The sequence below is a fragment of the Streptomyces sp. NPDC002926 genome (genome assembly GCF_053591755.1).
In genome coordinates this window covers 432,214-451,865 of sequence record NZ_JBSFUK010000001.1, presented here as the reverse complement: position 1 = coordinate 451,865, position 19,652 = coordinate 432,214, and the positions used below count along the sequence as shown (strand labels likewise).

Annotated in this window: 20 protein-coding genes; 13 read left to right on the top strand and 7 right to left on the bottom strand. The window is 70.3% G+C overall.

Translation table 11 applies throughout. From position 1 onward, the window contains the following. Window positions 1–65: 65 nt before the first annotated feature. The 4 genes from ACWDZ6_RS01950 to fabF all read left to right on the top strand — a co-directional run bounded on the left by ACWDZ6_RS01950 (window position 66) and on the right by fabF (window position 3,691). Complete coding sequence (locus tag ACWDZ6_RS01950) at window positions 66–1,028, top strand: ACP S-malonyltransferase (protein WP_451501269.1); 963 nt, start codon at window positions 66–68, stop codon at window positions 1,026–1,028. A gap of 16 nt (window positions 1,029–1,044) precedes the next feature. After that, window positions 1,045–2,046 carry a ketoacyl-ACP synthase III gene (locus tag ACWDZ6_RS01945; protein ID WP_366733989.1) on the top strand — a complete coding sequence of 334 codons (1,002 nt, stop codon included), beginning with the start codon at window positions 1,045–1,047 and terminating at the stop codon, window positions 2,044–2,046. 55 nt (window positions 2,047–2,101) lie between these two features. Beyond that, complete coding sequence (locus ACWDZ6_RS01940; RefSeq protein WP_078077492.1) at window positions 2,102–2,350, top strand: acyl carrier protein; 249 nt, start codon at window positions 2,102–2,104, stop codon at window positions 2,348–2,350. Between the two features lie 78 nt (window positions 2,351–2,428). Further along, window positions 2,429–3,691 carry a beta-ketoacyl-ACP synthase II gene (fabF, locus tag ACWDZ6_RS01935; protein ID WP_326649723.1) on the top strand — a complete coding sequence of 421 codons (1,263 nt, stop codon included), beginning with the start codon at window positions 2,429–2,431 and terminating at the stop codon, window positions 3,689–3,691. 94 nt (window positions 3,692–3,785) lie between these two features. Here the strand turns inward: fabF and ACWDZ6_RS01930 are convergent, their stop codons facing one another. After that, a complete protein-coding gene (locus ACWDZ6_RS01930) occupies window positions 3,786–4,280 on the bottom strand; it encodes a DUF3145 domain-containing protein (protein WP_326649724.1) in 495 nt (164 codons plus the stop codon). A gap of 262 nt (window positions 4,281–4,542) precedes the next feature. On the opposite strand from ACWDZ6_RS01930, the gene ACWDZ6_RS01925 reads away from it, so the two are divergent. From ACWDZ6_RS01925 to ACWDZ6_RS01915, 3 genes are all read left to right on the top strand, one after another. Continuing rightward, a complete protein-coding gene (locus ACWDZ6_RS01925; protein WP_451501268.1) occupies window positions 4,543–5,463 on the top strand; it encodes an SGNH/GDSL hydrolase family protein in 921 nt (306 codons plus the stop codon). A 704-nt stretch (window positions 5,464–6,167) separates the two neighbouring features. Continuing rightward, window positions 6,168–7,433, top strand: coding sequence for a pyroglutamyl peptidase (locus ACWDZ6_RS01920; protein ID WP_451501267.1), 1,266 nt, complete (start codon window positions 6,168–6,170; stop codon window positions 7,431–7,433). A gap of 413 nt (window positions 7,434–7,846) precedes the next feature. Beyond that, entirely contained in the window at window positions 7,847–9,295 is a 1,449-nt protein-coding gene (locus ACWDZ6_RS01915) for a hydrolase (RefSeq protein ID WP_451501266.1), read from the top strand. 70 nt (window positions 9,296–9,365) lie between these two features. Here ACWDZ6_RS01915 and ACWDZ6_RS01910 read toward each other — a convergent pair whose 3' ends face one another. Further along, window positions 9,366–9,974 (bottom strand): LysE family translocator, encoded by a 609-nt coding sequence (locus ACWDZ6_RS01910; RefSeq protein WP_451501265.1) that lies wholly within the window; start codon window positions 9,972–9,974, stop codon window positions 9,366–9,368. 83 nt (window positions 9,975–10,057) lie between these two features. On the opposite strand from ACWDZ6_RS01910, the gene ACWDZ6_RS01905 reads away from it, so the two are divergent. Beyond that, window positions 10,058–10,774 carry a carbon-nitrogen hydrolase family protein gene (locus ACWDZ6_RS01905; RefSeq protein ID WP_451501264.1) on the top strand — a complete coding sequence of 239 codons (717 nt, stop codon included), beginning with the start codon at window positions 10,058–10,060 and terminating at the stop codon, window positions 10,772–10,774. Here ACWDZ6_RS01905 and ACWDZ6_RS01900 read toward each other — a convergent pair. Next, a complete protein-coding gene (locus ACWDZ6_RS01900) occupies window positions 10,771–11,559 on the bottom strand; it encodes an EI24 domain-containing protein (RefSeq protein ID WP_451501263.1) in 789 nt (262 codons plus the stop codon). The two genes, ACWDZ6_RS01905 and ACWDZ6_RS01900, sit on opposite strands and share 4 nt — an antisense overlap. A 215-nt stretch (window positions 11,560–11,774) precedes the next feature. On the opposite strand from ACWDZ6_RS01900, the gene ACWDZ6_RS01895 reads away from it, so the two are divergent. Next, the gene (locus ACWDZ6_RS01895) at window positions 11,775–14,315 is read left to right on the top strand and encodes a M14 family zinc carboxypeptidase (protein ID WP_451501262.1); all 2,541 of its coding nucleotides are present in this window, start codon (window positions 11,775–11,777) and stop codon (window positions 14,313–14,315) included. 83 nt (window positions 14,316–14,398) lie between these two features. On the opposite strand, the gene ACWDZ6_RS01890 is transcribed toward ACWDZ6_RS01895, so the two are convergent. Beyond that, complete coding sequence (locus ACWDZ6_RS01890; RefSeq protein WP_326649734.1) at window positions 14,399–14,827, bottom strand: organic hydroperoxide resistance protein; 429 nt, start codon at window positions 14,825–14,827, stop codon at window positions 14,399–14,401. A gap of 67 nt (window positions 14,828–14,894) precedes the next feature. Continuing rightward, window positions 14,895–15,914: an NADP-dependent oxidoreductase gene (locus tag ACWDZ6_RS01885; protein WP_451501261.1), complete on the bottom strand. Its 1,020-nt coding sequence runs from the start codon at window positions 15,912–15,914 to the stop codon at window positions 14,895–14,897. 91 nt (window positions 15,915–16,005) lie between these two features. On the opposite strand from ACWDZ6_RS01885, the gene ACWDZ6_RS01880 reads away from it, so the two are divergent. Beyond that, complete coding sequence (locus ACWDZ6_RS01880; protein ID WP_326649736.1) at window positions 16,006–16,446, top strand: MarR family winged helix-turn-helix transcriptional regulator; 441 nt, start codon at window positions 16,006–16,008, stop codon at window positions 16,444–16,446. 9 nt (window positions 16,447–16,455) lie between these two features. Here ACWDZ6_RS01880 and ACWDZ6_RS01875 read toward each other — a convergent pair whose 3' ends face one another. Next, window positions 16,456–17,172, bottom strand: coding sequence for an SCO2400 family protein (locus ACWDZ6_RS01875; RefSeq protein ID WP_451501260.1), 717 nt, complete (start codon window positions 17,170–17,172; stop codon window positions 16,456–16,458). A 134-nt stretch (window positions 17,173–17,306) separates the two neighbouring features. Here ACWDZ6_RS01875 and ACWDZ6_RS01870 point away from each other — a divergent pair, with 134 nt between their 5' ends. The 3 genes from ACWDZ6_RS01870 (at window position 17,307) to ACWDZ6_RS01860 (ending at window position 19,223) form a co-directional block, all read left to right on the top strand. Next, entirely contained in the window at window positions 17,307–17,879 is a 573-nt protein-coding gene (locus ACWDZ6_RS01870) for a hypothetical protein (RefSeq protein ID WP_389176958.1), read from the top strand. 124 nt (window positions 17,880–18,003) lie between these two features. Then, the gene (locus ACWDZ6_RS01865; protein WP_366734000.1) at window positions 18,004–19,047 is read left to right on the top strand and encodes a rod shape-determining protein; all 1,044 of its coding nucleotides are present in this window, start codon (window positions 18,004–18,006) and stop codon (window positions 19,045–19,047) included. An 8-nt stretch (window positions 19,048–19,055) separates the two neighbouring features. Beyond that, a complete protein-coding gene (locus tag ACWDZ6_RS01860; protein ID WP_451501259.1) occupies window positions 19,056–19,223 on the top strand; it encodes a hypothetical protein in 168 nt (55 codons plus the stop codon). Here ACWDZ6_RS01860 and ACWDZ6_RS01855 read toward each other — a convergent pair. Beyond that, a complete protein-coding gene (locus ACWDZ6_RS01855; RefSeq protein WP_326649740.1) occupies window positions 19,220–19,645 on the bottom strand; it encodes an Lrp/AsnC family transcriptional regulator in 426 nt (141 codons plus the stop codon). The two genes, ACWDZ6_RS01860 and ACWDZ6_RS01855, sit on opposite strands and share 4 nt — an antisense overlap. Between the last annotated feature and the right edge of the window lie 7 nt (window positions 19,646–19,652).

Sequence of the window (19,652 nt, the reverse complement as noted above, 5' to 3'; positions counted from 1 at the left end):
CCCTGACGGTTCTTCGTCCCTGTCCCCACGGGCGGTTGAGGCCGTCCGCAAGAGAGAGTGTGAGGGTGCTCGTACTCGTCGCTCCCGGCCAAGGCGCTCAGACGCCCGGCTTCCTGACTCCCTGGCTCGACCTCCCCGGCGCCGCCGACCGCATCGCGGCCTGGTCCGACGCCATTGAGCTCGACCTTGCCCACTACGGCACGAAGGCCGACGCGGACGAAATCCGCGACACCGCCGTGGCGCAGCCGCTGCTCGTCGCCGCCGGCCTGCTGTCGGCCGCCGCGCTGTTCGACGGGGCGGCCCAAAGCGCCTCGGGCGAGGGCGGTGGTGGACAACGGGTGGGCGTATCGGCCGGTGCCGTCGCGGGTCACAGCGTCGGTGAGATCACCGCCGCTGTGTTCGCCGGTGTCCTCGAGGACACCGCCGCGCTCCGTTTCGTACGCACGCGAGGCCTGGCGATGGCCGAGGCCGCCGCGGTCACCGAGACCGGCATGTCGGCCGTCCTCGGCGGCGACCCCGAGCAGGTCGTCGCCCACCTCGAGAAGCTCGGCCTGACCCCGGCGAATGTGAACGGCGCCGGCCAGATCGTCGCCGCCGGCACCGCCGAGCAGCTCGCCGCGCTGGCAGAGGACAAGCCGGAGAAGGCCCGTGTCATCGCGCTGAAGGTGGCCGGAGCGTTCCACACGCACCACATGGCTCCCGCGGTCGCGACCCTCCAGGAGGCCGCGGCCGGCCTCACCGTCGCCGACCCGGTCGTCCCGTACGTCTCGAACAGGGACGGTCAGACGGTCTCCGGAGGCGACGACGTCATCGCCCGGCTGGTCGGCCAGGTCGCCAACCCGGTCCGCTGGGACCTGTGCATGGAGACCTTCAAGGAGCGGGGCGTCACGGCCCTGATCGAGGTCTGCCCCGGCGGCACGCTCACCGGCCTCGCCAAGCGCGCGCTGCCGGGTGTGAAGACGCTCGCGCTGAAGACCCCCGACGACCTCGACGCGGCCCGCACGCTGCTCACCGAGCACTCTGCCTGACAAGGAGCCGTAGAGCATGTCGAAGATCAAGCCCAGCAAGGGCGCCCCGTACGCACGGATCATGGGTGTCGGCGGTTACCGCCCGACCCGTGTCGTGCCCAACGAGGTGATCCTCGAGACGATCGACTCCTCCGACGAGTGGATCCGCTCGCGCTCGGGCATCGCCACCCGCCACTGGGCCTCCCCCGAGGAGACCGTGGCCGCGATGTCCGTCGAGGCCTCCGGCAAGGCGATCGCCGACGCCGGAATCACCCCGCAGCAGATCGGCGGCGTGATCGTCTCCACCGTCTCGCACTTCAAGCAGACCCCTGCCGTCGCCACCGAGATCGCGGACAAGATCGGCGCGATCAAGCCGGCCGCGTTCGACATCTCAGCGGGCTGCGCCGGCTTCGGCTACGGCCTGACCCTGGCCAAGGGCATGGTCGTCGAGGGCTCGGCGGAATATGTACTTGTCATCGGCGTCGAGCGGCTCAGCGACCTCACCGACCTGGAGGACCGCGCGACGGCCTTCCTGTTCGGCGACGGTGCGGGCGCGGTCGTCGTCGGCCCGTCCAACGAGCCGGAGATCGGCCCGACCGTCTGGGGCTCCGAGGGCGACAAGTCCGAGACCATCAAGCAGACCGTGCCGTGGGACGACTACCGCAACGGCACCGTCGAGAAGTTCCCGGCCATCACGCAGGAGGGCCAGGCGGTCTTCCGCTGGGCCGTCTTCGAGATGGCGAAGGTCGCGCAACAGGCCCTGGACGCGGCCGGGATCAGCGCCGACGACCTGGACGTCTTCATTCCGCACCAGGCCAATATGCGGATCATCGACTCGATGGTGAAGACTCTGAAGCTGCCGGAGCACGTCACGGTCGCCCGTGACGTGGAGACCACCGGCAACACCTCGGCCGCCTCGATCCCGCTCGCCATGGAGCGGCTCCTGGCGACCGGGGCGGCGAAGAGCGGTGACACCGCGCTCGTCATCGGCTTCGGGGCGGGTCTCGTCTACGCCGCGACGGTCGTTACCCTCCCCTAGGCACACCGGATCTTCCGGACGCCACACCCTCTGAAACAAACCGAAGGAGCGCCACATGGCCGCCACTCAGGAAGAGATCGTCACCGGTCTCGCGGAGATCGTGAACGAGATCGCCGGTATCCCGGTCGAGGACGTCCAGCTGGACAAGTCCTTCACCGACGACCTGGACGTCGACTCGCTGTCCATGGTCGAGGTCGTCGTCGCCGCCGAAGAGCGCTTCGACGTCAAGATCCCGGACGACGACGTCAAGAACCTGAAGACCGTCGGCGACGCCGCGGACTACATCGCCAAGCACCAGGCCTGAGCCTGAATCGCGTTTGTCGCCACCCGGCGGTGGCGCCGTGACAATTCAGCACCCCCTACACGTGGAGAAAGAATTCCTGTGAGCTCGACCAATCGCACCGTGGTCGTCACCGGTATCGGCGCAACCACACCGTTGGGTGGCGACAGCGCATCGACCTGGGAAGGTCTGCTTGCCGGGCGTTCCGGTATCAAGGCCCTCGAGGGCGAACGCTTCGCCGACCTCCCGGTCCGTATCGCCGCGCTCGCCGCGGTCGACCCGGGCGAGGTTCTGCCGCGCCCGCTGGCCCGGAAGCTCGACCGCTCGGCGCAGTTCGCGCTGATCGCGGCCCGCGAGGCGTGGGCCGACGCCGGCTACACGGCGCCGGCCGGTGAGGACGACAAGGTCCAGCCCGAGCGGCTGGGTACGGTCATCGCCTCCGGCATCGGTGGCGTAACGACTCTGCTCGACCAGTACGACGTGCTCAAGGAGAAGGGCGTACGCCGCGTCTCCCCGCACACCGTCCCCATGCTCATGCCGAACGGCCCCTCCGCCAACGTCGGCCTGGAGGTGAACGCCCAGGCGGGCGTGCACACCCCGGTCTCCGCCTGTGCGTCGGGCGCCGAGGCGATCGGCTACGCCGTCGAGATGATCCGTACCGGCCGCGCCGATGTGGTCGTCGCCGGCGGCACGGAGGCGGCGATCCACCCGCTGCCCATCGCGGCGTTCGCCAACATGATGGCGATGTCCAAGCACAACGACGAGCCCGAGAAGGCTTCTCGCCCCTACGACAAGGGCCGTGACGGCTTTGTCCTCGGCGAGGGCGCGGGTGTCGTCATCCTGGAGTCGGCCGAGCACGCCGCCAAGCGCGGCGCGAAGGTCTACTGCGAGGTGCTGGGCCAGGGTCTGTCCGCGGACAGCCACCACATCGCCCAGCCCGAGCCGACCGGCCGCGGCATCGCCACCGCGATGCAGAACCTGCTGGACGCCACGGACCTCAAGCCGTCCGAGGTCGCGCACCTCAACGCACATGCCACGTCGACGCCGCAGGGCGACATCGCCGAGATCAAGGCCCTGCGCAAGGTGCTGGGCGACGAGCTCGACCATGTCGCGGTCTCCGCCACGAAGTCGATGACCGGTCATCTGCTGGGCGGCGCGGGCGGCATCGAGACCGTCGCCACGGTCCTCGCGCTGTACCACCGCACGGCTCCGCCGACCATCAACATCGACGACCTCGACGAGGCGGTGGACGCGGACATCGTGCGTGGCGAGCCCCGCAAGCTTCCCGAGGGCACGATCGCCGCGATCAACAACTCGTTCGGCTTCGGCGGCCACAACGTGGTCCTGGCCTTCCGCACCGTCTGAGTCCGCGTACCGTCTCCGCACTTCTGGTGCGTACGGGAAAGGGCCCCCACCGCGTGGTGGGGGCCCTTTCCCGTACGCCCGTCCCGTACGCCCGTCAGACGACCTGGTGCAGCCAGCGGACCGGCGCGCCCTCGCCCGCGTATCTGAACGGCTCCAGCTCGTCGTCCCACGGCTTGCCGAGCAGCTTGGCGATCTCCGCCTCGAGTTCCGTCTCGCCCTGCGCCGAGCGGGCCAGCGCGGCGCGCAGCCGGTCCTCGGGGATCAGGATGTCGCCGTGTATCCCGGTGACGGCGTGAAAGATGCCGAGGTCGGGCGTGGCGCTGTAGCGCTCGCCCTCGGCCGTGGAGCATGGCTCAGCGGTCACTTCGAAGCGCACCATCTGCCAGCCGCGCAGCGCGGAGGCGAGTTTGGAGGCTGTGCCCACCTCGGCACGCCAGGAGAACTCGGATCTCCAGGTGCCGGGCGATGCGGGCTGCCGGATCCAGTCGAGCTGGACCCGCGCACCAAGAACACCCGCGACCGCCCATTCGACGTGCGGGCACAGCGCGCGCGGTGCGGAGTGAACGTACAGAACGCCGCGTGTCGTCACCGGGACCTCCAGTGTGGGACGAGAATCGCCTTCCCAGCGGCCTCAGTAAACAGCATCGGCAGTCAAACTCCACAAAAGGGACAGTATGTGACGTGATGTAATTTACCGGAGCCGACGGGCGCGATGCCTCTGGGTCGACGGGGAAAAAGCTACCGTGAGTAGGTGGCCAAGGGGTGACGTAGTGTCGGTCCAGGGGCCCGTACGCACCAAGCTTTCACCCGACAAGACGTCAGGGGCCCGGTGATACGGAGGGAAACCGGGGATGCGGAAGACCAGCCGGACACGCCGTTCGCGCGGCGCCGCGGCAGTTCTGACGGCCGCCGCACTCCTGACGACCGGCGCGCTGGCCGGATGTGACTCCTCGTCGGATGCCAGAGGAAACGGCGCGCCCGCCAAACGGCGGCCGTCCGCCAGCCCCACCCCGGTCTGGGACCGCAGCCCCGATTCGATTGCCGCCGTCGGTGACTCCATCACCCGTGGTTTCGACGCCTGTGTGGTCTTCTCGGACTGCCCGGAGGTGTCCTGGGCGACCGGCACGGACGCCAGGGTACGCAGCCTGGCGTTGCGGCTGATCGGCGAGCCGGCGGCGGTCGCGCAGCGGAGCTGGAACTTCGCGCGCTCCGGGGCCGACGTCGGTGACCTGCCCGAGCAGATGGCGCAGGCGGCGGCGAAGAAACCCGAACTGGTGACGGTGATGGTCGGCGCCAATGACGCGTGCCGGGACTCGGCGGAGAAGATGACGTCGGTGCACGGGTTCCGGGCGTCGTTCAAGGCGTCGATGGCACGGTTACGGCGTACGGCACCCAAGACGCAGGTGTACGTGTCGAGCGTGCCGGACCTGAAGCGGCTGTGGTCGACCGGGCGCGGCAACCCGCTGGGCCGGCAGATCTGGAAGCTGGGAATCTGCGCCTCGATGCTCGGCGACTCGGACGACGTGAGCCCGAAGGCCCAGCAGCGGCGGGCGATGGTGCATGAGCGGGTCGTGGCGTACAACGAGGTACTGAAGCAGGTCTGCGCGAAGGATCTGCGCTGCCGCTACGACGGCGGTGCGGTCTTCGACTACCGGTTCAGCGGCGAGCAGTTGAGCCGCTGGGACTGGTTCCACCCCAGCAGGAACGGACAGGAGCGGCTCGCGGAGATCGCGTACCGCAATGTCACCGCCGCGAAGCCGCCGCGGCCCTGAACCTGGGTCACGGGCCGCTTCGCCGGCCATCCGTCCGGTGCGGCGGCTCAGCGGGCGCACGGCTCCGAAGCGGACGGGCGCGATCTCGTGTCCGGATCGGCGGCGGCCACGGCCCGTACGAGATCGTCGTGGCGGCCGGGCAGCTCAGGTCCTTGCGGTCGAAGCCCTCCGACTCGACACGGCCGGTGTTCGGGACCACGACCACCGCGGTGCCGGCGGCACGGGCGGCCTCGACGGCCTCGGCGATCGGCTGGTCGGCGTGCGCTGCGGGCCGAGGCGGTCCGGGGAGAACAGGACGGCGGAGGGTGGTGTGTCCGACACCTTGTTGACGCGATCACCGTGTTGACGCGCGGGTGAGGACCTCGTCCTCCTCACCCTCGGTGACGAGACGCGGCCGCGTTCGCGCGGTGCTTCGCAGAACGCCTCGAACGGGTCGCAGTCGTTCACCGCCTCCTGGACGCCCCCCACAGGATCTCGCCGTCGGCAGAGAGGCGAGTGCGTGACCGAGGCCCATCCGGCAAGGGCTTCACGGACCGCCGGCCGCGGTGACGAACGGGCTGCGGTACCCGTGGCCGCTCGAGCCGGACGCGGTCGGCATGCCAGAGGTGTTCGGCGACTTGCTGAGGCTGCTGTGGCCGAAGTGACGCGCTAGCCACGGTCGCGGCCGGAAGGCGATACTTCCGCAACCCGACGGAAGGATTCCCGTGTCCCGAATACGCGTCCGCCTGCACGTCGTTGGCGTCGCCTTCGTCACCCTCACCCTCGCCGGCTCACCCCTCGCCTCCGCCCGGCCGGCTCCCGCGCGGCAGGCTCCGGTACAGCCCGCTCCCGCGCCGCCGGTCACCGTCGAGGAAGCACGGCTCGACGAGGCCGTGCCCCAGGAGATCCTGCGGCGCAGTGGATTCGACGCCGTGGCACCGGAGTTCACTCGTGCGCTGGCGGATGTGAGGTCGTACCGGCAGGCGGAGCGGGCCGTGGTACGGCAGGGATCACGGCTGTGGGACCGCGCAGTGGACCGGGCGCAGGGGCGCGGCCCCGCGCGCGGCGATCTGAGCCGCGACGACGACCGGCCGCTCTACTGGGCGCGGCTCGGGATGACGCGTGAACTGCGGCAGTGGCAGCCGGAGTTCGGACTCTCGGACGCACAGCGGACGAAGCTGCTGGACCGTCTGGAACGCTCCTCGCGCGGCCAGGACTCGATGAACCTCCCGGCGGGCAAGGGCTTCAAGCGCATCGTGATGACGGGCTTCGACCCGTTCACGCTGGACCGCGACATCCGGATCAGCAATCCGTCCGGCGCGACCGCGCTGGCGCTGGACGGGACGTGGATACGGACGGGCGAGGGATTCGCCCGGATCGAGACGGCCGTCTTCCCGGTCCGCTGGCAGGACTTCGCGGACGGCACGGTCGAACGGACGCTGCGCCCGCAACTCCCGAAGGCGGATCTGTTCACCACCGTGAGCCAGGGCCGGGTGGGCCGCTTCGACATCGAGCGGACCAACGGCGCGTGGCGGGGCGGGTCCCTGGACAACGAGAACCTCTCGCGCCTGGAGACGGTGCCGGTCGGCGACCCGGCGTCGCAGCCGCAGTGGACGACGACCACGCTTCCGTACGCGGCGATCGTGGCGGCCGGCACCGGGCACTTCCCGGTGTTCGACAATACGTCGGTGACGGAGATCCCGGCGGGCGGGACGGCACCGGTCGTACGCCCCGACGGCCCGACGCCCGGCTCGACGGCGCGTGCCGGTGGCGGCGGCAACTATCTCTCGAACGAGATCGCCTACCGCGCGACGCTGCTGCGGGACCGGCTGGGGCTCACCATCCCGGGCGGTCATGTGCACACGCCGGTGCTGCAGTTCGGGTCGGGCAACACGACGGAGATCACGGACCCGGAGTTCGTGCAGAACAGACTGGACATCATTGCGCAGGTCCGGTCGATCATCCGCGTGACGGCGGAGACGACGGGCTGACGGGTCCGGTGCGTCGGGGGGCGGCAGCCTCGCACCGCCCTCGACGCACCGGCGAGGCGGGCCCCGGATCCGACGGCGGTGCCCGCCGCCGCGTAGCCGACGCGCCCGCCGGGGCAGCCCGGCACCGGCGCCTGCGGGCTCGTGCGACGGGAGCCGTCCCCACGGGCGGCGTCTTCGCGCCACGCCGCGGCAGGTCCGCCCGACCGGGGCGACCGCTCCAAACGGCATGGTCCGCGGCCGTCGTCGAGACGGGGCTGCCAACCGGTTCACCGGGCGCACGATCGTTGTCGAGTCACAATTCTGCCATGTACCGTTCAAGCGCGCGTTGCCCAGCTGTCCGCCGGGCGCTGTTCTACGCGCGCAGAATCAGCGCCCGCACCGCCTCTCCCCCACCCCTCATGGAGGTACGCCGGATGCTCGGATCCAGAAGCCCCAGAAGATACAGACGTGCATTCACCAGCGCCCTGGCCGTGTTCGCCGCCCTGATCGCCGGAACCGCTGTCCAGGCCGCCACCGCCCCCACGGCGGCCGCCGCAACCCCGCACCGGATCCTCTTCGACAACAGCAAGGCCGAGACTGCCGGGAACGCCGACTGGATCATCGGCACCGGTCAGCCCGACCCGCTGGCGCAGGATGCGACGCCCTCCGCCGAGACCGACTGGACCGGCGCCCTCTCCGCCTGGGGTGTCGCGCTGCAGAAGACCGGCGACTACTCACTGAAGACGCTGCCTTCTGGCAACACCATCACCTACGGCACCGGCGCCGCGCTCGACCTGCAGAACTTCGACACCTTTGTACTGCCCGAGCCGAACGTCCTGCTCAGCGCCGCCGAGAAGACCGCAGTCATGAGGTTCGTGCAGAACGGCGGCGGGCTCTTCCTGGTCTCCGACCACACCGGCGCCGACCGCAACAACGACGGCTACGACGCGGTCGAGGTCATCAACGACCTGATGAGCAACAACAGCGTCGACAGCACCGATCCGTTCGGCTTCTCCGTCGACACACTGTCGGTCTCCACCGACAACCCGAGGGCCATCACCGACTCCGCCAACCCGGTGCTCAACGGCTCCTTCGGCAAGGTCACCGGCAGCATCATCCGCAGCGGTACGACCGTCACGCTCAAGCCGGCCGACAACCCCGCCGTCAAGGGCCTGGTCTACCGGACCGGTTACTCCGGCAACACCGGCGCCTTCTTCGCCACCAGCACCTTCGGCAGCGGCCGGGTCGCGGTCTGGGGCGACAGTTCACCCATCGACGACGGCACCGGCCAGTCCGGCAACACCCTCTACGACGGCTGGAACGACACCGCGGGCACCAACGCCGCCCTCGCCCTCAACGCCACCGAGTGGCTCTCCGACGGCACCGGCGGTGGTGGCGGAGGCGGTACCTGCACCGCCGCCCAGCTGATTGCCAACCCCGGCTTCGAGTCCGGCAGTACGTCCTGGTCGGCCAGCAGCGGTGTCATCACCACCGACAGCGGTGAGGCCGCCCGTACCGGCTCGTACAAGGCCTGGCTGAGCGGCTACGGCTCCGCCCACACCGACACCCTCTCCCAGTCGGTGGCCGTCCCGTCCGGCTGCTCGGCCGCCACGTTCAGCTTCTATCTGCACATCGACACGGCCGAGACCACCACCAGCACGGCCTACGACACTCTCAAGGTCCAGGTCCTCAACAGCGGCGGCTCGGTACTGGCCACGCTCGCGACGTACTCCAACCTCAATGCCGCGAGCGGCTACGCCCAGCGCAGCTTCAACCTCGGCGCGTACGCCGGGCAGACCGTCACCCTCAAGTTCACCGGCACGGAAGGCTCCCAGCTGCAGACGTCGTTCGTCATCGACGACACGGCACTCAATGTGAGCTGACCTGCGCGCGCTTCCACCGGGAGGCGCTGCTCGAGGCGCACGGCCGCCGCGGTCGACATGGCCGCGGCGGTCAGCGGGCGAATCCGAGCGTGACGCCCAGGCCGACCAGCACCGAACCGATCGAGCGGTTGAGTACCTTCTGCCACCTCAGCATGCCCGTGCGCAGCCGGGAGTGGGAGAAGAAAAGCGCGACGAGACCGAACCAGCCGAGATGGGCGAAGGACATGAACAGCCCGTAGCCCGCCTGCTGCCACACCGGCGTTCCCGGGCCCACCACCTGGGTGAACGTGGAGACCACGAAGAGAGTCGTCTTCGGGTTGAGCGCGTTGGTGAGGAATCCGGTGCGCAGCGCGCCCAGCCGGGTCAGTTCGGGCTTCGACTCCAGGTCGACGGCGAGGTCGGCGCGGGCGAGGAAGGTGCGGACACCGATATGGACGAGGTACGCCGCGCCGACCAGCTTGATCGCGGTGAACAGTGCGGTCGACGAAGCGATCAGCAGGCCGACGCCGAGCATCGTGTACGTGACGTGGACGAGCACACCCGCGGCGACACCGGCCGCCGCCAACAGCCCTGTCGTACGGCCGTAGAGACAACTGTTGCGGACGACCATCGCGAAGTCGGCGCCCGGGCTGATGACGGCGAGGACGGTGATGACGGCGACGGCGATCAGTTCGGTCATCCGCCGATGCTCGCCAGCACCGGCCGCACGATCAATCGGATCCGGCTTTCCTCCCGGATGGTGAGACGCCGATGATGGGACGCATGAAGACAGCGGCTGCGCAGTTCACTCCCGTACCTGGCGATATCGAAACCAATGTCCGTTTCATGTGCGGCCTGATCCGTGCGGCGGCCGGTCGGGGCGCCCGGCTCGTCGTCTTCCCCGAGCTCGCGCTGACGGGATACGAGCCGGGGCTGATCCGCAAGGATCCCGGGCTCTGGCCGGCCGAGGACGACGAGCGCCTCGAGCCGGTACGGGAGGCATGCCGGGCCGGCTCGGCCGCGGCCGTCGTGGGTGGCCCGGTGCGGACGGAGAGCGGGCGGCCAGGCATCACCTCGCTCGTCATCGGGCCGTGCGGCGAACTGCTCACGCGCTACGACAAGCTGCATCTGCACGGCGTCGAGAACGACATCTTCGCGGCAGGCAGCGAGGACGGCCGCTTCACCCTCGACGGCGTCCGGTTCGCGCTGGCGACCTGCTACGACAACCGCTTCCCGGACATCGCCGAGCGGGCGGAGGCCGACGGCTGCCGGGCGTATCTGGCGAGTTCGGTGCTGGACACCGAGAACGACTCGTTCGACACGGTCTATCCGGTGCGGGCCCGGGAGAACGGCCTGTATGTGGTGCTCGCCAACGTCCTGGGGCACAACGAGGCAGGCGAGTGCCGGGGCGGCAGCGCTGTCTGGGGCCCGGACGGCCGGCGCATCGCCGACGCGGGCACCGAGGACCCCGGCCTCGCGCTCGCGGACCTGCCCCTCTAGTCCTTGCTGAAGCTGTACGGAGCCGGAGCCGGCGCGGCGGTGTCGTCCGGCGGCGCCTCCAGGTCCCGCACCATCAGCGTCGCGCCCGCCACCGCGCCCGGCATCAGGAACACCGCCACGAACGGCACGAGGAAGGCCAGGGTCAGCGGCACGCCGAAGCCGAGAGTGAGCAGCCGTCGGCCCCGCAGCAGCGCCAGGCGCTCCTTGAGCTCGACGCCGCGCCGCTGGAGGGCCACCGCTGTGAGCTCCTCCGCGAGGAAGAAGCCCGAAACGCAGAAGCCGATCGCCGGGACGACGGTCTGGCCGACGACCGGGATGAAGCCGAGCGCGAAGAGCAGTACGCCGTACAGCACCACCCGCGCCACGACCCGCAGCGAATCGCGCGCGGAGATCCACAGCTCCCGCCAGAGCGGCAGCCCGGACTCGGGGACGTCGCCGCCCTCGCTGCGGTCGACCTGCTCGGAGAGGGACTCGTAGAAGGGCTGGCCGACCAGCAGCGTCACCGCGGTGAAGGTGATCACCGCGAGGAACAGCCCGAAGGTGAAGACCAGCGCGGTGAGGAAGCCGCGGAACAGGCCCTGCCAGGGCGAGGTCCAGTCGTCGGCGAACGGCGTCGCCCAGGCGGTCAGATCGTCCGCGCCGTAACCGAGAGAGACGAGCGCGGCGGTGTACAGCACCAGGGTCACCAGGCCGGGCAGCAGCCCGAAGCCGAACCACCGGCCGTGCCCGCCGACCCAGCGCTGGCCCTTCATCAAGTAGCCGAAGCCCACCCCAAGATCATGCATACGCCCACCTTATCGGGGTGCCGGATTCTGCATTCCGGAGAGGACGGCGGAAGGGTCCCATGAGTCCCGCTCTCCACCTGCGAACCACAGCCCGAGCCGTACGCCGGCCCTGGTGTCTCACGCAAGTGCCTCTTGTTGTTCGGGAGTTGAACCGGTAGACCCCTGCGTACTGATCGTTGTGCCGATCGATCCCCACACCCCGGAGGCACGTAAGCATGGGCCTGCCACGTCCCGTCCTGATCGCCACCGCCGTCCTCGCCGGGGCGGTGCTTCTCGCGCCCGGAGCGGCGACCGCCGCGCCCGGTCGCGACGGCCCGCATCCCGTACGCGAAGGGGGCGGGCGCGACACCGCAGTCGCGAAGGCCCCGCTCTCGGCCGCCGCCAACGCGCTGGGGACCGCAGCCCCCAAGCTCGCCAAAAGCGGTGGATATCCCCGCAGAACAGTCCTCGACCCGCCGCCCGCGAACCCGGCGGACAAGTCGATCAAACTGGGCCTCGCGCCGTACCACTCGCTCGCACCCCGGCTGAACGCGCTGCAGAAACTGGGCGACCGGGTCAGCGTCGAGGTCGCCGGGCGGTCCGCCGGCGGGCACCAGCTGTATCTCGTCACCGTCACCGCGCCCGAGAGCTCCCACCAGACCCGCGAGCAGGAGCGGATGCGGGAGCTGATCGAGAACTCGCCATCGGCCGCCGCCAGGGACAAGCGGATCAAGTCCTCGTACAAAACGCCCGTCTTCATCAACAACAACATCCACGGCAATGAGTGGGAGGGCACGGACGCCGCCCTGAAGCTCATCGGGGACCTGGCGAAGGCCAAGGACGGCACGACTACCGAGCTGCTCGCCAAGAACCGGATCTATCTCAATGTGACGGCCAACCCCGACGGCCGGATCGCCGGAACGCGCGCCAACGCCAACGGCTTCGACCTCAACCGGGACTTCATCACCGGCTCACAGCCGGAGGCACGCGCCATCCGGCAGATCGCCATCGACAAGCAGCCGGCCGTCATGCTCGATCTGCACGGGTATGTCAACGGCACGCTGATCGAGCCGACGACTCCCCCGCACGGCGAGAACTACGAGTACGACCTCTTCCTGAAGAATGCCTACGCCAATGCCCTGGGCATGGAGAAGGCCGTCAACGGGCTCGGCTATACCCCGGCGAAGGACGGCGTCGAGCCCGCCGTCATCCCCTTCCGGGACCAGAAGGAGGGCTGGGACGACTGGCCGCCGATCTTCACCCCGCAGTACATGCCCTTCCAGGGCGCGATCGCCGCGCACACCATCGAGTTCCCGATGGCGGTCAACAACGAGGAGTACGACACCCTCCCGGTCGCCGAGCTTCGCCGCCGTGCCCGGATCAACAAGGACATCGCGGGCGCGGCGATGCGCGCGACCCTCGACTACACCCGTACGCACCGCGCTTCGGTGATCGCCGACCAGATCGAGACGTTCCGGCGGGGCGCGGCGGGCGAGGCGCAGCGGCCGGTGTCGGAGGAGACCGTGCCGGGGGTGCCGGGCATCGGGCCCGAGGACGTGTACACCACGGCCTTCCCGCGGGCGTACGTGATTCCGGCGGGACGCAAGCAGAGGTCGGCGACCGCGGCGGCCCGGCTGGTGGACCATCTGGTCGCCAACGACGTACGGGTGGAGCGGGCGGTCCTGCCGTTCCGGCTGGCCGGCCGCGGCTATCCGGCCGGTTCGTACGTCGTCGACATGCGCCAGCCCAAGCGCGGCATCGCCAACGTGATCCTGGACGGGGGCCGGGACATCAGCGCAGACGTCTCCACGATGTACGACATCTCGGGCTGGAGCCTCGGGCTGTTGTGGGGCGCGCGTGTGGACAAGGTCGTCACCGGTGCGCTCCATGTGGTGGGGCGTACGGTCCACGCCGCGTCGCCGACCGGATATGTCGCCCCGTTCGGGGATCTGCGGCTGCGGCTCGACGATCCGAAGGAGCTCACCGCTCTCAACTCGCTGCTCGCCCAGGGCGTGACGGTGCGGCGCGCGGCGGACGGTTCGGCGATCGTGCCCGGCTCGGCCCGTCGTGCGGCGGCCGGACTCGCCGACCGTTACGGGGTCGCCTTCTCGGCCACGAAGGAGAAGGGCACAGCCCAGCTGCACCGGACCAGGGTGGCCGCGGCCGTGACCCCAGGTGAGCTGTTCGCGCTGCGCGAGATGGGCTTCGAGACCCGGCCGGTCTCGACCGGCGCGCTGAACGCGGGCTACGACTGGTCGAAGGCGGATGTCCTGTATGTGTCCAGCGGTCTGCAGTACGGGGAGCTGAACCCGGCCGCCCGCGGCGCGCTGAACGCCTTCCTCGCCCGCGGCGGCGCCGTGGTCGCTCTCGGTACGGACGGCGCGGCCTTCAACGCCGGGGCGGGACTGCTCGCGGCCAGGCCGGTGGCGGGCAACGGGGACGCGAACGGCGTGGTCCGGGTGGTCAACGCGGCCGGCAGCCCGGTCACCGGCGGCGCGCCCGCGCACAGCTTCGTGTACTCGCCGCTCTGGTTCACCGATCTCGGCCCCGGGGTGCGCGTCGAGCAGTCGTACGGCTCCGGGAACCCGCTTGTCGCGGGCCACTGGCGGCCGGTGGACGACGGTACGGGCGGACCGAAGGACGCGGCCGGCAAGGCGTCGATCGTCCGCGGCACAGCGAAGACGGGCGCACCGGTCGTGCTGTTCGGCACCGAGCCGTTGTTCCGCGACCACCCCAAGGGTGTCTTCGCGCAGATCGGCCGGGCACTGCTGCTGTAGCGGCGGCGAAGCGACCCGGTGATACGGCCGAGGGCCTCACTCCCCTGCGGGAGTGGGGCCCTCGGTCTTCAGCTGTGCCGTTGTCAGGCGACGGCGAGCTCGACCTTGATGTTGCCGCGGGTGGCGTTGGAGTACGGGCACACCTGGTGCGCCTTCTCCACCAGCGCCCGGGCGGTGGCCTCGTCGACGTTCGGGATGGAGGCGGTGATCGCGACCTCCAGGCCGAAGCCGCCGGCCTCGTTCTTGCCGATGCCGACCGAGGCGGTCACGGTGGAGCCCGAGATATCGGCCTTCTCCAGGCGGGCGACGACACCGAGCGCGCCCTGGAAGCAGGCGCTGTAGCCGGCCGCGAACAGCTGCTCCGGGTTGGTGCCGGCGCCGCTGCCGCCCATCTCCTTGGGCGGGTTGACGACCACATCGAGGTTGCCGTCGTGGGAGGCGACACGGCCGTCACGGCCGTTCTCCGCGGTGGCAACGGCGGTGTAGAGGACGTCTATGTTCTGGATGGACATGCGGAAGGTTCCTCCTGAGGTGTCGCCGCGACTCGCGCCCACGGATCGCGGCGGTCTGGCGGTGAGCCTAACGGGTGAGCGAAACGATCATCTTGCCGGTGTTCTCGCCACGGAGGAGGCCGAGGAAGGCGTCGAAGCCGTTCTCGATGCCCTGAACAGCCGTCTCGTTGTACTTGAGCTCGCCGGAGGCGATCCAGCCGGCGACGTCCTGGACGAACTGCGGCTGGAGCGCGGCGTGGTCGCCCACGAGGACGCCCTGGAGGCGCAGCCGCTTGCCGATGATCATCGCCATATTGCGCGGGCCGGGGGTCGCCTCGGTGTTGTTGTACTGCGCGATCATGCCGCAGATGGTCGCCCGGCCGTGCACGTTGAGCGAGGAGATCGCAGCCTCGAGGTGGTCGCCGCCGACGTTGTCGAAGTAGACGTCGATGCCGTCGGGGGCGGCTTCCTTCAGCTGCTCGCCGACGGGGCCGTTCTTGTAGTTGAAGGCGGCGTCGAAGCCGTACTCCTCGACGAGGAGCTTGACCTTCTCGTCCGAGCCCGCCGAGCCGATGACGCGGGAAGCGCCCTTGAGCTTGGCCATCTGGCCGACCTGGCTGCCGACGGCGCCGGCCGCGCCGGAGACGAAGACCACGTCGCCCGCCTTGAAGGAGGCGACCTCGAAGAGTCCGGCGTAGGCGGTGAGGCCCGTCATGCCGAGCACGCCGAGGTAGGCGGAGAGCGGGGCGAGCGAGGCGTCGACCTTGGTGGCGTGCTTGGCGTTCACCGTGGCGTACTCGCGCCAGCCGAGGCCGTGCAGTATGTGGTCACCGACCGCGAAGCCCTCGGCGTTCGAGGCGATGACCTCGCCGACCGCGCCGCCGTCCATCGGGTGGTCGAGCTTGAACGGCGGGACGTAGGACTTGACGTCGTTCATCCGGCCGCGCATGTACGGGTCGACCGAGAAGTGCAGGTTGCGTACGAGGATCTGCCCCTCGCCCGGCGCGGTCACCGGGGTCTCACGCAGAGCGAAGTCCTCCGCCTTGGGCCAGCCGTGCGGGCGGGCGACGAGGTGCCATTCACGGCCGGATGCGGGAAGTGCGGACATGCTGCGTTCCTCCTAGAAAAAGCTTCACCTTCTGAAAGAACCATGCTCCTGGATATTTCATGTTGTCAAGTAACTGGGTATCCTTGCGTTCATGGCCACTCCACGAACTGATCCCCTGACCGTCGAAGTCGTCGAGCTCATCGGCACCGTCGTGGCCCGCTACTACACGGAGTACGAGCAGGCCGCGGCCGAGCACTCACTCACCGGGGCCCAGGCGCGGGTGCTGGGGCTGCTGACCGTGGAGCCGACGCCGATGCGCCGTATCGCGCAGAAGCTGAAGTGCGAGCCGTCGAACGTCACCGGGATCATCGACCGGCTGGAGGCCAGGGGGCTGGTGGAGCGCCGCCCCGATCCGAACGACCGCAGGGTCAAGGTCGCCGCCCCGACCGAGGAGGGCAGGGTCACCGCGCGCCGACTGCGGGAATCGCTGAACTTCGCGCGCGAGCCACTGGCGGGGCTCTCCGACGAGGAGCGGACGGTGCTGCGGGACCTGCTCAAGCGAATGCTGGGCGAGGAGACTTCCGCGCCCTAGGCGGGTCCTCTACAGACACCACCAGAGGAAGCGGTTGCACTGTGTGGGGCTCGCCGTCGGCGTCGGCTCGGCGGAAGGCTGCGTTCCGCCGCCCGGGGCCGAGGGGCTCGGCTGCCCGGAGGACGAGGGCTGCGCACTGCCGGAGGGCTGGGCGGCGGAGGACGAGGGCGACGCCGGGCCGCTCGTGGCCTGCTTTCCGTCACCGCCACTGCCACTGCCAGTGCCGGAGCCACTGCCGCTGCCGCTGCCCGCGCCGGACCCTGTTCCCGTGGGACGTACCGCAGCGGACTCGGAGACGGGCGGTTCCGTCACCGGATCCGGACCCTCGGGGGTCACATCGACGTCCGTGGGCTCGGGCGCGGGCTCCGTCTCGACGCTCGGGTCTTCCTTCACGGCGGTGGCGGCACCGTCGTCGCCCTTGTTCTCGGTGGCCAGCTCCGCCAGACTCAGCGCGCCTGCCGCCAGCACCAGGCCGACCGTGCCGAGCAGCACCTTGCGGCCTCGCCGTTTGCGTGCCCGGCGGGTACCTGCGGATCTGCGGCGCGGCGGAGGCTGGCGGCGCGAACGCCGATGGCCCACGGGCTCGGAGACCTCGTCCAGTTCATAGACGTGTTCCGCCGCGGGTGCGCTGGGGTGGTGACGCCTGAGCTCCTCAACGGGCGTACCGCATCCGGCGCAGGCCAGGGCCCCGTTGAGGTGCCTACGACACTGGTTGCAGTAATCCATGGCGCCCGCAGGCTATGCGGCGCGGGGGTACCAGAGGTGGAGCGCCCTGTGAGGATCTTGTGTGGAATCTTCACTTCCGCGGCGCGTCGAGCTCGCTGGGACCGCTCGTGGCTCGCGGTGCCCGACGGGGCAGGATGTCTGGCATGACCACTGCCGCACCTTTCGGGCCGCGCGACTTCCAGCTGGTACTGCTCCGCCGGATGGCCGACCACCAACCGGGGCTCGTCGAGGACGCCCGCCGCGAACTGGGCGCCTCGCTCGCCGAGATGCGTGAGTCCAACCGCCGCTGGCAGGCGATGGTCCGCGCCCGGAGAACCCGCGGTGCGCTCGCCCGCTACCGCTCGGTGCTCGGTGCGCCGGAACAGTCCGTACGGCGAAGGATCGGCGACCTGGAGTGCGAGGCGCTGCTGTGGCCCGTACCGCTCTGGCCCGATCTGCGCTTCGAGGTGCTGGCCACGGACAGTGGAGCGGTGTGGAACGAGTGGCTGGTACGCGCCCCGGGGGCGCCGGGTCCCGAGCTGCGCACGGTGCAGGATCTGAGGCCCTGGTCGTGCACGGTGGACGAAGTGGCCGGAGCCTTCCCCCCGGCGAGGCCGATGGAGGGGTCGGCACCGACCAGATGGAGGCTGGGGCTCACCCTGCCCGGCGGCGAGTCATGCGTCGCGGAGTTCACCTGGGGTCTGTTGCAGCGGCTGACGGTGGCCTGAGGCCGATCGGCTGAACGAATCTGTCGGGTCGTCAGTTCCGTACCCCCGACCGGCTCACCCAGCGCGCGCACCGCTCGAGGCGATCGCACGATGCGAACAAGTACCGCACTCGGGAGGATCCGCTGTGACCGTCAGCCTTGAGCAGTTGCGCCGTTGCCATGTCGCCGTCGACCTGGGGGCCGCGAGGACTCGGGTGTTCGTGAAGGGGGCCGGGCTCGTCGTCGACGAGCCGAGCGTGGCCGCCGTGAACACGCGCACGGGGGCGCTGATCGCCGTAGGCGCACTCGCCGAAAAGATGACGGGCCGTACGCCCGACTACATCCGCGTCACCCGCCCTGTCTCCGGCGGCACCGTCGTCGACATCGACATGGCCCAGCGGATGCTCCGTCATCTCCTCGGCGAGAAGCTCAGCCGCCAGCTGCGCCGCAAGCCGCGACTGCGCGCCGCCGCCTGCACCCCGCACGACAGCGACCCGCTGGCGCAACGCGCCGCAGTCGAGACCCTGGTCGGCCTCGGTGCCCGCCGGGTCGAACTGGTCGACACCCTGATCGCCGCGGCCGTCGGCTGCGGGCTGCCCGTGGAGGAGCCCACCGCGACCATGATCATGGTGTGCGGGGCGGCCACCACGCAGGTCGCCGTGCTCTCGCTCGGCGCGATCGTGACCGCCGAGCGCATCCCGGTCGGCGGTAACGCCATCGACCACGCGGTGATCCAGCACCTGCGCCACCAGCACGAACTGATGCTGCCCAGCCAGTCGGTCCGGCCCCTCCAGCTGGCCCTGCACGGCAACGGGCTGAACACCCACGGGCCCTCGTCGACGGAGATCCACGGCCGGGACGTCGCCACCGGCCTCGCCCGCTCGGTGAAGGTCGACACCGCCGCCGTACGGAACGCCATCCACACTCCGCTCACCTCCGTGCTGGACGGCATCGGCAAGGTGCTGCGCGACTGCCCGCCGGACCTGGTCGCCGATCTCGCCGACCGCGGAATCATGATGGTCGGCGGCAGCGCGCTGCTGCCGGGCCTGGACCAGATGCTGCGCGACGCGACCGGGATGCCGGTGGGCATCGCCGAACGGCCCGACATCTGCGCGGTGCTCGGCCTCGGCGCGATGATGGAGGGCAAGATCCAGTCGAGGGTCCTCGATCCGCTGGGCGAAGCCGGCTGAGGGCGGGCATGGAGCGTCGGCACCGCCTCGAACTGCGCGCCACCGCCCGCGGATCGTCGGCTTCCGCCGCCGGCCCGACCGGTGCGCGATACGCCGCGCCCGGGGTCATCGCCCCCGGGCGCGGCCGGATCACCGGGCTGTCGACCGCCGGGGTCGGCCCGCGGGCCCCGCGCTAGCGGGCGGACCTCAGCGCGATCCGGGTGCTGGACTGGGCCACGCCGGCCTCGCGCTTGAGGCGGCGCAGCAGGCCGTCCAGGGCGGGCGGATCGGCGGCGCGGGCTCGCAGGAGATAGTCGTGTTCGCCCGTCACATGGACGACCTCGGTGATGCCCGGGAACTTGAGCACAGCCTTCTCGAAGTCCTCGTTGGTGGTATCGAGGCGCAGCGTGACATCGATGAAGACGATCAGGCCCGCGCGGGTGTCGGCCGCCGGGTCGACCAGCGTCGTGAAGCCCCGGATCACGCCCTCGCGGCGCATACGGCGGACCCGGTCGGCGGCGGCGTTGGCGCTGAGCCCGACCCGTACCCCCAGATCGCGGTAGGAGATCCGCGCATCCTCCTGCAGGATGCCGAGGATTTCGCTGTCCAGTCGGTCCATACCGCGA

Bases quoted from the DNA above. Each gene is read 5' to 3' on its own strand.
- ACWDZ6_RS01945 (WP_366733989.1), top strand. From the start codon at position 1,045: ATGTCGAAGATCAAGCCCAGCAAGGGCGCCCCGTACGCACGGATCATG.
- ACWDZ6_RS01940 (WP_078077492.1), top strand. From the start codon at position 2,102: ATGGCCGCCACTCAGGAAGAGATCGTCACCGGTCTCGCGGAGATCGTG.
- ACWDZ6_RS01925 (WP_451501268.1), top strand. From the start codon at position 4,543: ATGCGGAAGACCAGCCGGACACGCCGTTCGCGCGGCGCCGCGGCAGTT.
- ACWDZ6_RS01915 (WP_451501266.1), top strand. From the start codon at position 7,847: ATGCTCGGATCCAGAAGCCCCAGAAGATACAGACGTGCATTCACCAGC.
- ACWDZ6_RS01910 (WP_451501265.1), bottom strand. From the start codon at position 9,974: ATGACCGAACTGATCGCCGTCGCCGTCATCACCGTCCTCGCCGTCATC.
- ACWDZ6_RS01905 (WP_451501264.1), top strand. From the start codon at position 10,058: ATGAAGACAGCGGCTGCGCAGTTCACTCCCGTACCTGGCGATATCGAA.
- ACWDZ6_RS01900 (WP_451501263.1), bottom strand. From the start codon at position 11,559: ATGCATGATCTTGGGGTGGGCTTCGGCTACTTGATGAAGGGCCAGCGC.
- ACWDZ6_RS01895 (WP_451501262.1), top strand. From the start codon at position 11,775: ATGGGCCTGCCACGTCCCGTCCTGATCGCCACCGCCGTCCTCGCCGGG.
- ACWDZ6_RS01890 (WP_326649734.1), bottom strand. From the start codon at position 14,827: ATGTCCATCCAGAACATAGACGTCCTCTACACCGCCGTTGCCACCGCG.
- ACWDZ6_RS01885 (WP_451501261.1), bottom strand. From the start codon at position 15,914: ATGTCCGCACTTCCCGCATCCGGCCGTGAATGGCACCTCGTCGCCCGC.
- ACWDZ6_RS01880 (WP_326649736.1), top strand. From the start codon at position 16,006: ATGGCCACTCCACGAACTGATCCCCTGACCGTCGAAGTCGTCGAGCTC.
- ACWDZ6_RS01875 (WP_451501260.1), bottom strand. From the start codon at position 17,172: ATGGATTACTGCAACCAGTGTCGTAGGCACCTCAACGGGGCCCTGGCC.
- ACWDZ6_RS01870 (WP_389176958.1), top strand. From the start codon at position 17,307: ATGTCTGGCATGACCACTGCCGCACCTTTCGGGCCGCGCGACTTCCAG.
- ACWDZ6_RS01860 (WP_451501259.1), top strand. From the start codon at position 19,056: ATGGAGCGTCGGCACCGCCTCGAACTGCGCGCCACCGCCCGCGGATCG.
- ACWDZ6_RS01855 (WP_326649740.1), bottom strand. From the start codon at position 19,645: ATGGACCGACTGGACAGCGAAATCCTCGGCATCCTGCAGGAGGATGCG.